This window comes from Anaeromyxobacter sp. SG64 (genome assembly GCF_022690745.1).
GTDB lineage: Bacteria > Myxococcota > Myxococcia > Myxococcales > Anaeromyxobacteraceae > Anaeromyxobacter > Anaeromyxobacter soli.
In genome coordinates this window covers 1-13,947 of the sequence record NZ_JALCZB010000107.1, presented here as the reverse complement: position 1 = coordinate 13,947, position 13,947 = coordinate 1, and the positions used below count along the sequence as shown (strand labels likewise).

Genomic DNA, 13,947 nt, shown 5'->3' with positions numbered 1-13,947 from the left:
CCGGCGTCGGTGAAGAACGCGGCGGTCGCGAGGTAGAGCTCGGCGCCGGCGACGTCGGCGAGCCTGGGCTCGCAGGCGGCGAGGAGCGTCTTCAGCTCGTCGAGGTCGCCGGGCGGGATCCGGCCGATGTCGCTCGCGCGCCCCCCGGCGCGCGCGGCCCAGAACGCGAGCCGCTCGCTCGCGCCGGGAGGCGCGGAGGCCGGCGAGAAGCGCAGGAGCACGATCAGCCGGCGCGAGGAGGGGTCGAGCCCGAGGTCACAGCCGTCCAGGGCGGCGCCGAGGAGCTGCGGCAGCGCCAGCACGAAGCGCTCGGCGGCGAGGAGCCGCTCGCCGGTGGCGCGCTCGAAGATGCAGAGGTGGTCGGCGGTGCTCATCCGTGCGGGGTCGAGGCGTGGCGCTCCTGCAACCCGGGCGCCGGGTCGAGGCGCCCGCGATCCGGGCGTCCTGCCGCGGGTCGCCGCCGCGCGGGGTCGCAGCATACCCGACCCCGCGACCCGGGGTGCAAGCGCGGACTGAGCTCCGTCTCTAGCTCAAGGGCTCCTGCGGCTCGCGCGCGACGAGCGAGGCGGCGGCGTGGCCGACGTCGCGCCGGAGCACGGCGGGGATGCCGTCGCGCCAGGCTTTGGCGAGCTCGGCGACCGGCACCGAGAGCGCCCCCTGGATCTCGAGCGTGTCGCCGCCCACCGCGCCGAGCCGGATGACCGGCGCGCCGCACTCCTGGGCGAGCGCCACGAAGCGGGCCGCGCTCTCCTTCGGCATGGACACGAGGATGCGGCTCGCGTCCTCGCCGAACAGGACGAAGTCCTTCCGCGCGGGGAACGGCACGCGCACCGCCGCGCCGATCCAGGGCGTCGTCTCGGCGCCGGCGGGCACGCCCTGCATCATGCAGCACTCGGCGAGCGCGACGGCCAGGCCGCCGTCGGAGCAGTCGTGCGCCGACGAGAGCAGCCCCTCGCGGACGGCGCGGCGCACCGTCTCCTGCACCGCCTTCTCCTTCGCGAGGTCGAGCGCGGGCGGACGGCCCGCCTCCCTGCCGTGCTCGGCGGCGAGGTACTCGGAGCCGCCCACCTCGCCCTGCAGCGTGCCGACGAGCGCGATGACGTCGCCGGCGTTCTTGAACGCGCTCGAGCAGGTCCTCTCGACGTCGGGGACGAGGCCGACCATGCCGATGGTGGGCGTGGGCAGGATCCCCTGGCCCTCGGTCTCGTTGTAGAGCGAGACGTTGCCGGACACGACGGGCGTCCCGAGCGCGCGGCAGGCGTCGCCGATGCCCCGCACGCACTCCGCGAACTGCCACATGATCTCCGGCTTCTCGGGGTTGCCGAAGTTGAGGCAGTCGGTGATGGCGATGGGCTCGCCGCCGACGCAGGCGATGTTGCGGGCGCACTCGGCGACCGCGTGCGCTGCGCCGAGGTGCGGGTCGAGGAAGCAGTAGCGGCCGTTCGCGCCGACCGAGATGGCGACGGCCTTCTTCGCGTGGCGTGCGTCGCCGGTGGCGATCCGCACCACCGCCGCGTCTCCCCCCGGCCGCACCGCGCCGACGAGCCGGACCATGTGGTCGTACTGCTGGTAGACCCACTCCTTGGACGCGATGGTGGGGCGGGCGAGGAGGCGGAGCAGCGTGGCGCCGAGGTCGGCGGGCTCGGGGAGCGTCGAGAGGTCGAAGGCGTGCAGATCCGGGAGCGCCGGGTGCGGCTTCATCGGGCGCTGGTACTTCGGCGCGCCCTCGGTGAGCGGGTCCACCGGCAGATCGGCGACGAGCTTCCCCTGCCAGTGCGCGCGCCAGCGGCCGGTGTCGGTCACCCGCCCGACCACGGCGACGTCGAGGTCCCACTTGGTGCAGATGCGGCGGACCACGTCCTCCTTGCCCTCGGCCGCGACGAGGAGCATGCGCTCCTGGGACTCGGAGAGGAGGATCTCGTACGGCGTCATGCCCTCCTCGCGGAGCGGCACCTGGTCGAGGAAGAGGTCGAGGCCGTTGCCGGCGCGGCCGGCCATCTCCACGGACGAGGAGGTGAAGCCGGCGGCGCCCATGTCCTGGATGCCGACCACCGCGTCCGTCTGGAAGAGCTCGAGGCACGCCTCGAGCAGCAGCTTCTCCATGAACGGGTCGCCCACCTGCACCGTCGGGCGCTTCTCCTCGGTGGAGGCGTCGAACTCGGCGGAGGCCATGGTCGCGCCGTGGATGCCGTCGCGGCCGGTCTTGGCGCCGATGTACATGACGGGGTTGCCGACGCCCGCCGCCGTGCCGAGGAAGATCTTGTCGGCCGGGAGGATGCCCAGCGTGAACGCGTTCACGAGGCAGTTCCCGTTGTAGCTCGGGTGGAACATCACCTCGCCCGCCACCGTCGGCACCCCCATGCAGTTGCCGTAGCCGCCGATGCCGGCGACGACGCCCTCGAGGAGGTAGGCGGTCTTCGGGTGGCTGGGATCGCCGAAGCGCAGCGAGTTCGCCGAGGCGATGGGGCGGGCGCCCATGGTGAAGACGTCGCGGAGGATGCCGCCCACGCCGGTCGCCGCGCCCTGGTACGGCTCGATGTAGCTCGGGTGGTTGTGGCTCTCCATCTTGAACGCGGCGGCGAGCCCGTCGCCGAGGTCCACCACGCCCGCGTTCTCGCCCGGGCCCTGGAGCACGCGCGGCCCGGAGGTGGGGAACGTCTTGAGGTGCACCCGCGAGGACTTGTACGAGCAGTGCTCACTCCACATCACCGAGAACACGCCGAGCTCGGTCAGGTTCGGCTCGCGGCCGAGGTGGCGCTTCACCTCGTCGTACTCGGCCTGCGTGAGCCCGTGCTGGGCGACCACTTCCGGCGTGATCTTCTCGGTCATGAGGCGGCGGATTCTAGACGGCGGTCCATGATTCCGAAACCGTCAAGGAGCGAGACGTGCCCGCTTCGTGACGGGAGGCGCCCGGGGCGCGCCCCGCGGGCGCCCGCCCGGACGGCAGCCGGAGGGGCATCGCCGATCGGGAGGGCGAGCCTCAGGGGGCGGCGGGGAGGCAGCTCACGGTCGCGCCGTCCGTGGCGCTGACCTCGCAGACGCCGCCGCCGACGTTCTCGAGCGCGGCCCCGCCGCTCAGCGTGCCCGTCACCCGCTCGTCCACGTGCAGCTCCGCGCGGGCGCCGCCGCCGAGCTCGACCGAGGCGTCGGTGACGCGGTACTCGCGCGCGTCCAGGTGGGCGCCGCCGCCCTGGCCGCCGGCGAGCCGGACCGAGAGCGCGGCGCCGCCCGCTCCGCTCAGGCGCATGTCCGCGCCGTCGTCGGCGTCCACCGCGAAGGCGTCGGTCGCGGCGCCGCTCACCGTGGCGTAGCAGGAGTCGGTCGCGGCGAGGAAGCGAAACACCGGCACCGAGACCACCACGCGCATCGGGTGGGTGGAGTCGAAGGACGACAGCGTGGAGCGGACCTCGAGCACCTGGCCGTGCACCGGGTCCGTCTTCACCGAGGTCGAGATGTGCTGCAGCAGGTTCTCGTCGCCGCTCACCGCCACGCGCTGGGGGGTGACGCCGGCCGTCACCTCCGCCTGGATCCCGTCCTCGACGCGGAGACCCTCGAACCCGCCGACCTGGCGCGTCTCCTCGCGGAGGACGCCGTTGCCCTTCACGTAGGGGTCGCAGCCGAGGACGAGCGCGACGAGCGCCGGCAGGAGGGCGGCAGCACGGCGGGCATGCGGGCGGCGAGCGGGTGTCGCGCCCCGACGACGGCGCGCCCCCACGGCACGCCCCGGGGCGGCGCTCGAGGCGCGCGCGGAGGAAGTGGACCGCGGGATCCCGAGGAGATGCGCGCCAGCGTTCACGATCGACGCTCCCCGGCGGCTCCCGTCGCGCGGGAGCGTGCCGTCTCTCAGGATAGCTGCAACATGCTCGCCGGAGAATTCCTCCTCTGCCCGTCCCCGCGAGAAGCCTCGGGACGGCGCACGGCGCGGCGCGAGGTGGGAGCGCGTGGGGAAGCCGATGACGCCGAAGGGAGGCGCGCGGCGCTGGGGCAGGAGCGTCGCGCCGAAGGATCCGCGCGAGGCGCGCAAGGGATGCGCCCGAGGCGACGGCGAGCGCGGCTCAGCGGGGCGTCGCGGGCTCGCGCACGGCGAGCGGGCGCGCGACCTCCAGCGTCTCGCCCACCGCGAGCACGCGCACCCGCTCCGGCGGGAGGCCTCTCCGGACGCGCTCCGCCTCGACGCGCCGCGGCGGCTCGTCGAGCGGCTCGTCGGCGAGCTTGAAGGTGCCCCAGTGCATCGCGACGAAGGCGCGGGCGCCGAGGTCCTCGAAGGCCTGGAGCGCCTGCTCGGGGTCCATGTGCTGCCGGAGCATGAACCAGCCCGGGTCGTAGGCGCCGATCGGGAGGAGGGCCGCGTCGATGCCCGGGAAGCGCTCGCCGATCTCCCGGAACCCCGCGAAGTACGCGCTGTCGCCCGAGTGGTACACGGTCGCGGTGCTGCCCTCGACGACGAAGCCGCCCCACAGCGTCGCGTTGGTGTCGAGCGGCCCGCGCCGGCTCCAGTGGTGGGCGGGGACGAAGGTGACCCGCACGGCACCGACCCGCGTCGAGCACCACCAGCCGAGCTCGGTCGCGGGGAGACCGCGCGCCTCGAGCCAGCGCGCGAGCCCGAGGCCGGCGACGACGGGCGCCCCGACCGAGCGCAGCGTGGGGAGATCGAGGTGGTCGTAGTGGTTGTGCGTGACGAGCTGCGCGTCGATGCGGGGGAGGTCCTCGAGCGGCACGCCGGGCGGGGCGTTCCGGACGATGCCCCCGAAGATCGCGGGCCGGAGCGCCGGATCGACGACGAGCGACACGCCGTCGAGCTGGACGAGGAAGCTCGCGTGGCCGAGCCAGGTGAGCCGTGCGGGCTCGCCCTCCGCGGGCGGGCGGGCGAGACGCGCGCGATCGGCCGCGACGGTGAGGACGGAGCCCCGCTCCGGGGCGCGCCTCCGCTTGCCGGTGAGCCGGTCCCAGACTGCCCAGCGCAGGACGGTCGCGAGCCCGACGGGGCGCGAGCCGTCGAGGTTCACGAACCGTCCTGCTCGATCGTGCGGCTGCTCGAAGGCGAAGACGGGCATGGCGAGTACATAGCAGCGGACGCGAGCCGGCGGCGCCGCTCGAGCCACCTCCCGAGGCCCTCGCGGCGGCGCCCCGAACCCTCGCCTGCCGCCGGCCGGCGGCTCGGGCGAGCGGCGCCGCTACAGGGCGAGCAGGAGCTTCGTCATGTCGTAGCGGTGATCGCCGCGCTCGCAGACCGGCACCGGCGAGGCGGGCAGGCGCAGCCGCTCGATCATCCGGTTGTAGCCCAGGTCCATGAGCGTCCGGAGGTTCACCGCGTCGTGCAGGTTGTACTCGACGAACGTGCGGAGCGCGGCCGCGTCGCCGCGGAGGTGCAGGCGCCACAGCCGGATGGCGTCGCGTCCGTCGAGGCCGTCGAGGCTCGCGGCGCGCCCGACGCCCGTCTCCTTCTCGAGGAGCTTCAGGCCGCCCTTGTGGCCGAGCCGCGCCCAGAGATGGCGGAGGTCCACGTGCGCGCGCGGCGGGCGCCAGCCCGGGAAGGCGCTCCGCAGGATGGGAACGTCGAAGGAGAGGCCGTTGAACGTGACGAGGAGCTTCCACTCCGCCGTCGCGTCGGGGAAGTCGTCGAGATCGCGGCCCGCCAGGAACACGCGCGGGCCGTGGCGATCGAGGATGCCGACGGCGGTGACGGCCTCGCCGTCCGTCTCGATGTCGAGGAACGCCGCGTCGGCGGCGAACGCGGCGTAGAGCCGCCAGCGCTCGGCGCGCGGGAGCATCGCCGCGAGCGTCTCCGCGTCGCCGCGCGCCAGCGCGGCGCGCGCGAGGGCGAGCGCGTCGCGCAGCCGCGCGTCGGTGCGGGCGGAGAGCGCGACGGCGGGCGGCGCGGGGAACTCGTCCCAGGTGCGCACGCCCTTCGTCCAGAGCTTCGACTCGAGCCAGGGGCCGATGCCGGGGGCGAGCCGGAAGGTGCTGCGGATCAAGCGGTTCGGTCCGTGCGAGGGGTTCGGGTGAGGAGGGCCTTCCGCGCCGCGGCGGGCGGGGACGCGGGGGCGGGCGAGCTTACGCGCGGAGGCGAGGTCAGTGCAAAGCGGCGGCGGCCGGGAGGACCACGCGGAAGGTGCTGCCCTGGCCGAGCTGGCTCGACACGTCGACGCGGCCGCCGTGGGCCTGCACGAGGAGGCGGGTGATGTAGAGCCCGAGCCCGAGCCCCTCCGGCTGGCGAGCCCCGCGCGCCCGGAAGAAGCGCTCGAACACGTGAGGTACGTCCTCCGGCGCGATCCCGACGCCCCGGTCCGTCACCACGATCGCGACCCCCTCCGGATCCGCCGCGACCTCCAGGGTGACCTCCCCCTGCGGCGGCGAGTACTTGAGGGCGTTCGTGAGGAGGTTCAGGACGATGCGCTCGAGCCGCTGCGGATCGGCCTGCGCGCGCGGGACGTCCGGGTGGACGACGAGCTTCACGCGGTCCGTGTCGAGGGCGCCGCGGAAGCGCTCGAGGAGCTCCGGTACGAGCTCGGCGAGATCCACCGGCTCGAGGGAGAGGTGCAGCTGCCGGTCCTCGAGCAGGGTCGCCTCGACGAGGTCCTGGATCATGCTGCTCATCCGCTCGCAGCTCTTCAGGATCGCGTTCGTCCGCGCCTCGACCCTCGGGACGTCCTCGGGGTGCCGGCGGAGCAGGTGGGCCTGGTTGAAGATCGCGTTCAGCGGCGTCCGCAGGTCGTGCGAGATCATCCGCACGAGGTCGTCGCGCGCCTGCTCCATCTCGTGCAGCGCGGTCTCGTCGGAGAAGGTGAGGACCGCGCCGACGATCGAGAGGTCGGGGCCGCGCACGGGGGCGGCGCTCGCGAGGACCCAGACCGACTCACCGCGGTACTCGACGCGCAGGTGCAGGCTGCGGACGGTCTCCCCCCGCAGCGCGCAGGCGACGGGCGTCTCCTCGAGGCGCATGAGCCGGCCGTCGGGGGTGTAGACGCGGAGCGCGCCGAACCGCTCCGCGAGATCCGGGGAGGCCTCGTCGGGCGCGTAGCCGAGCCTCCTCGTCGCCGTCTCGTTCATGCGGACGATCTCGCCGCTGCGGTCGTAGAGGATGAGGCCGTCTGCGATCGCGTTCACGGCCGCGTCGAGCTCCCCGGCGCGACGGAGCGCGGCCTCCGCCGCCTGCTCCGCGGCGAGCCGCGCCTCCCACGCCTCGGAGGTCTCCCAGGCCGAGAGGAGGAGCGCGAGGCCCCGGCGCCACGGGACGCGCTTCACCTGCACCGAGAAGCGCCGCGAGGCCCCCGCGAACGGCACCACGTAGTCTTCCACGCACAGGGCAGCGCCGGTCGCGAGCACGTTGTGGAGCGCCGGCACGACGACGGGATCGCCCGTAGGCCAGACGTCCGCGAAGCGCTGCCCGACGGGATCGACGTCGGGCCGCGTGAGCGCGCGGCACGCCACGTTCACGTGATCGACGACGAGCTCCGGGCCGACGAGCAGCATGAGCGCGACGGGCGACGCGTCGAACACCGCCTCGAGCATCGAGACGCTGATCCCGTTCCGGAGGATGTCCCCCGGCGCGGGGACGAGCCGACGCCCCGAGTCCTCGCCCGTCGTCCCCATCGTTCCGTGGCCCCCGCCGAAACCGAACCTATGGCGGCGGGTCGAGCTTGACGCGGCCCCCTGCGGAGTGCGGCGGAGCGCGCAGTTACGGCAATTCCTGCGCGCGCTCCCAGGCGCTGCGCCACGCGCCGCTCGCCTCGGCGTGCGACAGGAACCGCGCGTAGAACGGGTGGCGCGCAACGGTCGCGCCGTCACCGACCACGACGAGCTTCACGCGCGCGCGGGTGAGCGCCACGTTCATGCGACGCACGTCCGCGAGAAAGCCGACCTCACCGGTCTCGTTCGCCCGCACGAGGGAGACCACGACCGCGTCCTTCTCTCGCCCCTGGAAGCCGTCCACCGTGTCGACCTCGAGCCCGCGATCCAGGTGCGCGGCGAGGAGCTGGCGGAGGCGCTGCACCTGGGCGTCATACGGCGAGATCACCGCCACCTCCGCGGGGTCGAGCCCCCGCGCGAGCAGCGCCTCCACCTCGGCGGCGACGAGCGCCGCCTCGCCCGCGTTCTGTTTGGAGTCGGAGCCCTCCGGCGTCTCCTCCTCGAAGCCCCGACCCGACGTGTCCACGACCTCGAGCGGCGCACCGTCGATCGCGCGCTCGGCGACGGCGGGGTGCGCGCGCAGGGCCCCACCGTAGAGCGCCTCCGAGGGGAACGCCATGATGCGTGCGTTCATCCGGTGCTGCTCGGCCAGCGTGACCTTGACGGCGTCGCCGTGCACCGCGACCAGCCGCTCGAACAGCGACACGCCGAGCCCGCCCGCCTGCGCCGCCGCGGAGAGCACCGTCGGCGGGAGCTGGAGGTGATCGCCCGCGAGCACCGCCCGCTCGGCGCGGAGGAGGGCGAGGTACAGGGCGGGTTCCACCGCCTGTGTGGCCTCGTCCGCGACCGCGAGGGTGAACCTCCGGCGGGCCAGCGCGGGGGCGTCGAGGCCGGTGAGCGTCGCGAGCACCACGTCGGCGCGATCGAGCACCTCGGCCTCGGCGCGGGCTTCGAGCGCGCGCGCCTCGGCGAAGAGGGCGCGCGCGTCGCGCTCCTTCTCGCGCGAGGCGCTGTAGCGGCCGGGGCCGCGCTGCTGGCGCCGTTTCGCCGCCGAGCGCCTGAGCGCGATGGCTTCCTCCACGAGGCCCTTCGCGATGCGCGCGGCCTCGTGGGCCTCCGCCTGCGCCTCCAGCGTGTGGGCGAGCACGGCGGGGAGCACGCGCGCCGGGTGGCCGACCCGCACGCACGCGAGCCCGGCGGCAGCGAGCCGCTCGACGAGATTGTCGACCGCGAGGTTGGAGGGTGCGGTGGCGAGCACCTTCTCGCCCCGCGCCACGGCGCGCCGGATGACCTCGACGAGCACGGTCGTCTTGCCCGTCCCGGGCGGACCGTGCACGAGGGCCAGGTCGACCGCCCGGTCCGCGAGGTCGAGCGCCGCCGCCTGCTCCGCGTTGAGCGGGCCCGGCAGGTCGGGCCCCCGCGCCGCTCGCTCGAATCGCGGGGGCGTTCCCGACAGCACGCCGTGCCAGCGCCGCCCGGCAGGATCGTCCCGGAGGCGCGCGAGGCCGCCGGCGAGCCGCTCCCACGTCACCGGAGAGGGCTCGAGCTCGAGCACCACGCGCCCGTCCGTCGCCCAGTCGGGCGGGGGCTCGTCGAACGCCACCGAAAGGGACGCACGGGTCCGGCGCGCCACCACCCCGCGCGGCGCGTCGAGCCGCTCCTCGCGCCGCAGCGTGACGGACACGCGGCGGCCGACTCCTCCGCGCGCGCCGCCGCGGGGCCGCCCGCCCGGGCGGGCGTAGGTGACGCGCGCTCGCCCGGCGAGCGCCGCCTCCTCGATCGCCTCGACGTCCGCGAGGGCGAGCCCGCGCGCCTCCCGCTCCGCGAGGCCGAGGCGGCGGCGGGCGTCATCGAGACGGGCGCGCTCCTCCTCGCGCTCGGCGGCGAGGAGGGAGGACAGGTGGTCGAGGTGGTGCGCGAGATCCAAGGCTCTCCTATTATCCGCCGCGATGCCCGCCGACTGCGTCCTCTGGTTCGACGCGCGCTGCTCCACGAGCCGGCGCGCCCTGGAGCTTTTGCGGGAACGGGGCGTCGAGCCCGAGCTCCGCCGCTTCCTCGAGGAGCCGCCCACGGTCGAGGAGATAGGCGCGCTGCTCCGGCTGCTGGGCGCACCCCCCCACGCGCTCGCCCGTACGGACGCCGACGAGTACCAGGCGCTCCGCCTCTCGGAGCGCACGCCGGCCGAAGAGCTCATCCGCGCCCTCGCCCAGCACCCGCGGATCCTCGACCGCCCCATCGTCGTGTCGGGTGAACGCGCCGTGGTCGCGAGGCCCCCGGAGCGGATCGGGGAGCTCTTTCCCCTCGCCCCCCACGGGGGGTGAATTCGCAACGGGGCTCAACGCACCCGGGTCCGCCTACACCTGCGTGGAATGTCGGATGCGTCGTGGCGAAGCTGGCGGGAGTCCTTGAGCATTTCGGCAGGCGCACACCGTCGCCGGCCCGCACCGTTCATGCATCCCAGCCGGGTCGGTGACCGACCCGCTACCCTCCAACGTCCGGCGTCTTCCGATCGCACGCGCACCGGACCTGCTCCGCAACCCGGGGGCGCTGTTCGACGCGCTCTCCGCGGCCTCACCGGACGGCTTCCTCATCTCGTCCGCCGACGGGCGGCTGCTCGCGGCGAACGAGCGGCTCTTCGAGCTGTGGGGGATTCCCACGGGGGAGCGCGCGGAGATCCGCGACCTCGGTGACACGGTGCTGGCCCGTCAGGCGCTGCGACACGCGTTCGCGCGCCGCGCGGCGTCCGAGCTCGATTGCCTGAGCCTTCGCGATCCCACCGCGGCGTACACGGACGAGATCGTGCTCCGCGACGGGCGCGTCCTCGAGCGGCACGTCGCGCCGGCGCTCGGCCCGCACGGCGCGATGGAGGCCCGGGTGGTGGTCTTCCACGACATCACCCGGTGCAGGCGAGACGAGACCGAGCTGCGCGACCGCGTCGCTCAGGAGGCGGCGCTCGCGTCCCTGGGCGAGCTCGCCGTGAACGCCGAGAGCGTCACGGCGCTCCTGCACGCGGTCTGTGCCACGGCCGCGGAGCTCCTCGCGCTCGACGCGGCGGCGGTGGTGGAGGCGGGGCCCGCGGGCACGACGGTCCTCGCCGCGGCCGGGATCGCGGGCGACGTCCGCCACGTGGCGCTCCCGGCGGCCGACCCGCGGAGCCGGCCGGGCGGCCACCTCGCTGCGCTCGGCTTCGTGGCGGCGCTCGAGGTGGCGCTGCCGGGACGGGACGGACCTGCGCGCGTGCTCGGCGCGTACGCGCGGACCCCGCGGGCGTTCTCGCTCGAGCACGAGCGGTTCCTCGCCACCGCGGCGAGCGTCCTCGCGTCGGCGCTCGCCCGCTCCGACGCGGAGCAGGAGCTCCTCGCGCAGGAGCGCCAGCTCCGCGCCGTGTTCGACGGCGCGCGGGACCCGATGCTCATCGTGGACGACGGCGGGGCGATCGTGGGCGCGAACGCCGCGAGCTGCGCCCTGCTCGGCGGGACCCGCGCGTCGCTCGTCGGGCGGCCGCTCGACGAGGTCGCGACGCCCACGGCGTCCCGGGCCGGTGGGTCGGGCTGGCGCGCGCTCCTCGCGGGCGGCGGCGACCGCGGCGAGGCGGAGCTCGAGGCCGGCGGGCGCCGCCGGCAGGTCGAGGTCACCGTCACGCCGGGGATCCTCCCCGGACGCGCGCTCGTGGCCCTGCGCGACGTCACCGAGACCCGCCTGCTCCACACCCGGCTCGCGCTCGCGGATCGCCTCGCGTCGGTGGGGACGCTCGCGGCGGGCGTCGCGCACGAGCTCAACAACCCGCTCGCCTACGTGAGCGCGAACCTGGCCTTCCTCTCGGACCGGCTGGAGCGCGTCGGTCGTCTCCTCACCGGTGCGCCGCCCTCGCCGTCCGACGCGGAGCTCGCGCGCCAGCTCCAGGACGCGGTGAGCGAGGCGCGCGACGGCGCGCAGCGCATGCGCGTCATCGTCCGCGATCTGCGCACCTTCTCGCGCGGCGAGAACGACCGCTCCGGCCCGGTGGATCTCGCGCCGGTGATCGAGTCGTGCATCAACATGGCGCGAGCGGAGATCCGGCGGCGCGCGCGGCTCACCCGCGACCTCGCGCCCGTGCCGCCCGTCCACGGCAACGCCGCCCGGCTCGGGCAGGTGTTCCTGAACCTTCTCGTCAACGCGGCGCAGGCCATCGCGGAGGGCGCGCCGGAGCGGAACGAGATCCGCGTCGTCACCCGGACACGCCCCGATGGCCGGGTGGCCGTGGAGGTGCGCGACACGGGCTGCGGGATCGCCGCGGAGCACCTCCCGCGCGTGTTCGACCCGTTCTTCACGACGAAGCCGCCGGGCGTGGGTACCGGGCTCGGCCTCTCCATCTGTCACGGGATCGTGACCGGGCTCGGCGGCGCGCTCGAGGTGGAGAGCACGCCCGGCGCCGGCGCGATCTTCCGCGTCGTCCTCCCGAGCTCGCCCGCGCCTGCTGCTGCTGCGGCGGCGTCCGGGACGCCGGGGACGGCGCCGGGGGTCCGCCCGCGCGCGCGGATCCTGGTCGTGGACGACGAGCCGCTCGTCGCGACGGTGCTCCAGCGCACGCTGCAGCCCGATCACGAGGTGGTCGTGGCAGGGGCCGCGCGGCAGGCCCTCGCGCAGCTCGAGCGCGGCGAGCGCTTCGACGCGATCCTCTGCGACCTCCTCATGCCCGAGATGAGCGGGATGGACCTGCACCGCGCCCTCGTCGCGGCGGGCGATCCGCACGCCCGGCGCATGCTCTTCCTCACCGGCGGCGCGTTCACCGCCTCCGCGCGCGTCTTCCTCGACGCGTCGGGCGCCGACTGCCTCGAGAAGCCGTTCGAGCTCGAGGCGCTCCGCGCCGCGATCGCGAGGCTCCTCGCCGGCGCAGCGGCTGCCTGCTGACGGGACGCGATCAGAACGCCACGCGCACGCCGAGCGGGAGCGGCACGAGGGTGACGCGCTCGGGCGTGCCGACCTCCGCGTCGCGCTCGCGCGGGTGCAGGAGGCGCGGGGCGGCGATGCCGATGGCGGTGCCGACGGCGGCGCCCGTGACGACGTCGGACAGGTAGTGCTTGTCCGCGGCGACCCGGAAGTAGGCGACGCCGCTCGCGAGGGCCATCCCCACGCCCCACACCCACGGCGCGCTCCGGTAGCCGCGCAGGCTCGACACCGTCCCCGCCGCGGCGGCGAAGGAGAACGCGAGCGAGCTGTGGCCGGAGTAGAACGACAGCTGGTCGTCGGGATCGGGCTTCCGCACGGGCTCGGGGTAGTTCCCGTAGCGCACGAAGGGCCGCTCGCGCCCCACCGACAGCTTCACGATCTGGTTCACGTCCGCCGCGAGCGCCACCGCCTCCACCACGAACAGCGCGTCGAGGAGCGCGTCGCGCCGGGAGTCCGCCACGAGCGCGAACTGCGCGAGCGCCGCCGCGGGCACCACCCCGAACGCGAGCACGTCCGAGGCGGTGCGGGCCTGGTTGCCGTAGCCCCAGACGAGCAGCTGCCGCGCCTCGCGGTCGAAGGCGGGCGGATCGCACCAGCGGCAGGTGGTGGGCGCGAGGTGCGACTTCGCGAGCTCCGTCCCGAACCAGACGACGCTCGCTCCGGCCGTGAGCGGAACGTCGAGGGCGAGATCGTAGTGGAGCGCGTGAGGTGCGGCGCGAGCGGGGAGCGGCGCCGCGACGGCGGCGGCGAGCGCGAGGGCGGCGGCGCGGGCGGCGAGCATGCGCAGAGGCTATCATCGCCGGGATCCCCATGCCGCCCACGCCCGACGGCGGCGGACCGCCCGGCGATCCGCCCTTCGACGATCCGGTCCCGATCCCCCTCGAGGGGACGCTCGATCTGCACACGTTCCGGCCTTCCGAGGTCGGCGCGCTCGTCCCCGAATGGCTCGAGGCGTGCCGCGCGGCCGGGCTGCTCGAGCTCCGCATCGTTCACGGAAAGGGAACCGGCGCCCTCCGCCGCTCGGTCGACGCCATCCTGGCGCGGCACCCGGCGGTCGCGGCCTTTCGCGCGGCCGACGAGGGCGCGGGGGGCTGGGGCGCGACGCTCGTGTCGCTCTCGCCGTTGCCTCCTCGCGCAGACCGCGGCGAGGAGTGATCAGCCCGAGCGGGCGGCGCCGAGCGCAGCCTCGGCCTCGGCGAGCGCCGCCTCGAGCCGAGACCCATCCGGCCCGCTCCCCTGCGCGAGGTCCGGGGCGCCCCCGCCCTTGCCGGAGAGCGCGGCCGCCGCGGCCCGGACGAGCTCCCCGAGGTGCGGGCCCTCGCCTCGGGGGCGCGCGAAGGCGAGGTGCGCGCGCCCTTCCTCGACGGCGCCGACGAGCGCCACGCGCCC

General features: G+C 75.2%; 11 protein-coding genes and 1 pseudogene. 3 read left to right on the top strand and 9 right to left on the bottom strand.

Annotation, left to right across the window (positions count from 1 at the left end; all coding sequences use genetic code 11):
• The 7 genes and pseudogenes from MNZ29_RS20980 to MNZ29_RS20950 form a co-directional block, all read right to left on the bottom strand.
• A pseudogene (locus MNZ29_RS20980) lies at positions 1-374 on the bottom strand (hypothetical protein); the annotation flags it as partial.
• Between the two features lie 151 nt (positions 375-525).
• On the bottom strand, positions 526-2,829 hold the full coding sequence (gene purL / locus MNZ29_RS20975) for a phosphoribosylformylglycinamidine synthase subunit PurL (RefSeq protein ID WP_242356593.1): 2,304 nt from the start codon (positions 2,827-2,829) through the stop codon (positions 526-528).
• A 151-nt stretch (positions 2,830-2,980) separates the two neighbouring features.
• Entirely contained in the window at positions 2,981-3,604 is a 624-nt protein-coding gene (locus tag MNZ29_RS25080) for a GIN domain-containing protein (RefSeq protein ID WP_242356591.1), read from the bottom strand.
• Positions 3,605-4,055: 451 nt separating this feature from the next.
• The gene (locus MNZ29_RS20965; RefSeq protein WP_242356589.1) at positions 4,056-5,054 is read right to left on the bottom strand and encodes an MBL fold metallo-hydrolase; all 999 of its coding nucleotides are present in this window, start codon (positions 5,052-5,054) and stop codon (positions 4,056-4,058) included.
• 120 nt (positions 5,055-5,174) lie between these two features.
• Positions 5,175-5,975 carry a ribonuclease H-like domain-containing protein gene (locus MNZ29_RS20960; protein WP_242356587.1) on the bottom strand — a complete coding sequence of 267 codons (801 nt, stop codon included), beginning with the start codon at positions 5,973-5,975 and terminating at the stop codon, positions 5,175-5,177.
• Between the two features lie 97 nt (positions 5,976-6,072).
• Positions 6,073-7,593: a PAS domain-containing sensor histidine kinase gene (locus MNZ29_RS20955; protein WP_242356585.1), complete on the bottom strand. Its 1,521-nt coding sequence runs from the start codon at positions 7,591-7,593 to the stop codon at positions 6,073-6,075.
• Positions 7,594-7,678: 85 nt separating this feature from the next.
• Entirely contained in the window at positions 7,679-9,556 is a 1,878-nt protein-coding gene (locus tag MNZ29_RS20950; RefSeq protein WP_242356584.1) for an AAA domain-containing protein, read from the bottom strand.
• Between the two features lie 22 nt (positions 9,557-9,578).
• On the opposite strand from MNZ29_RS20950, the gene MNZ29_RS20945 reads away from it, so the two are divergent.
• A complete protein-coding gene (locus MNZ29_RS20945) occupies positions 9,579-9,950 on the top strand; it encodes an ArsC/Spx/MgsR family protein (protein ID WP_242356582.1) in 372 nt (123 codons plus the stop codon).
• Positions 9,951-10,098: 148 nt separating this feature from the next.
• Positions 10,099-12,519: an ATP-binding protein gene (locus MNZ29_RS20940; RefSeq protein ID WP_242356580.1), complete on the top strand. Its 2,421-nt coding sequence runs from the start codon at positions 10,099-10,101 to the stop codon at positions 12,517-12,519.
• A 10-nt stretch (positions 12,520-12,529) separates the two neighbouring features.
• Here MNZ29_RS20940 and MNZ29_RS20935 read toward each other — a convergent pair whose 3' ends face one another.
• Entirely contained in the window at positions 12,530-13,339 is an 810-nt protein-coding gene (locus tag MNZ29_RS20935) for a phosphatase PAP2 family protein (protein ID WP_242337010.1), read from the bottom strand.
• A gap of 29 nt (positions 13,340-13,368) precedes the next feature.
• On the opposite strand from MNZ29_RS20935, the gene MNZ29_RS20930 reads away from it, so the two are divergent.
• Entirely contained in the window at positions 13,369-13,713 is a 345-nt protein-coding gene (locus tag MNZ29_RS20930; RefSeq protein WP_242337008.1) for a Smr/MutS family protein, read from the top strand.
• Here MNZ29_RS20930 and MNZ29_RS20925 read toward each other — a convergent pair.
• The coding region (locus MNZ29_RS20925; protein ID WP_242356578.1) for a DHHA1 domain-containing protein at positions 13,714-13,947 on the bottom strand (234 nt) is incomplete at its 5' end.